Source organism: Methylobacterium sp. E-005, from assembly GCF_022829725.1.
Lineage (GTDB): Bacteria > Pseudomonadota > Alphaproteobacteria > Rhizobiales > Beijerinckiaceae > Methylobacterium.
In genome coordinates this window covers 1-361 of the sequence record NZ_JAKSYG010000154.1, presented here as the reverse complement: position 1 = coordinate 361, position 361 = coordinate 1, and the positions used below count along the sequence as shown (strand labels likewise).

At 63.4% G+C, this 361-nt stretch carries 1 protein-coding gene; it reads right to left on the bottom strand.

Going from position 1 to position 361, the window contains the following annotated elements; all coding sequences use genetic code 11:
- Positions 1–46 precede the first annotated feature (46 nt).
- Positions 47–322 carry a hypothetical protein gene (locus tag MKK88_RS16940; protein ID WP_244001677.1) on the bottom strand — a complete coding sequence of 92 codons (276 nt, stop codon included), beginning with the start codon at positions 320–322 and terminating at the stop codon, positions 47–49.
- Between the last annotated feature and the right edge of the window lie 39 nt (positions 323–361).

Below are 361 nucleotides of genomic sequence, written 5' to 3'. Positions count from 1 at the left end.
GCTCGCTCATCATCTGTCTCCTCAGGTAAGAGAAGGGGAGGCGGGGTTAGGCGGACTGCTCAAGCGCAGCGCGCCCGTGCGGTGTGATCTGCCAGCCCCATTTGCCATCCTCACGCTGGTCGTAGCCGACTAGACCGAGCTGCTTGCACTTCTGTCGGGCGCGGTCGTCAGCGCGGTTGATGACGCAGCCTACGTTCCCACGCGTCTGCGGCACCGTGTAGGGCGCCAGCGCCTTCAGGAACTTCAGCATCTCCGGCGTCAGTTTGCCGTCCCAGCGGGTTCGCGCTGTCGCAGCGAATGCTCGTTTCAGTCCGTCACCCATCTCGTTTCTCTCCTATCGGTATGGGGGAGGGGTTAGGCG

Bases quoted from the DNA above. Each gene is read 5' to 3' on its own strand.
- MKK88_RS16940 (WP_244001677.1), bottom strand. From the start codon at position 322: ATGGGTGACGGACTGAAACGAGCATTCGCTGCGACAGCGCGAACCCGC.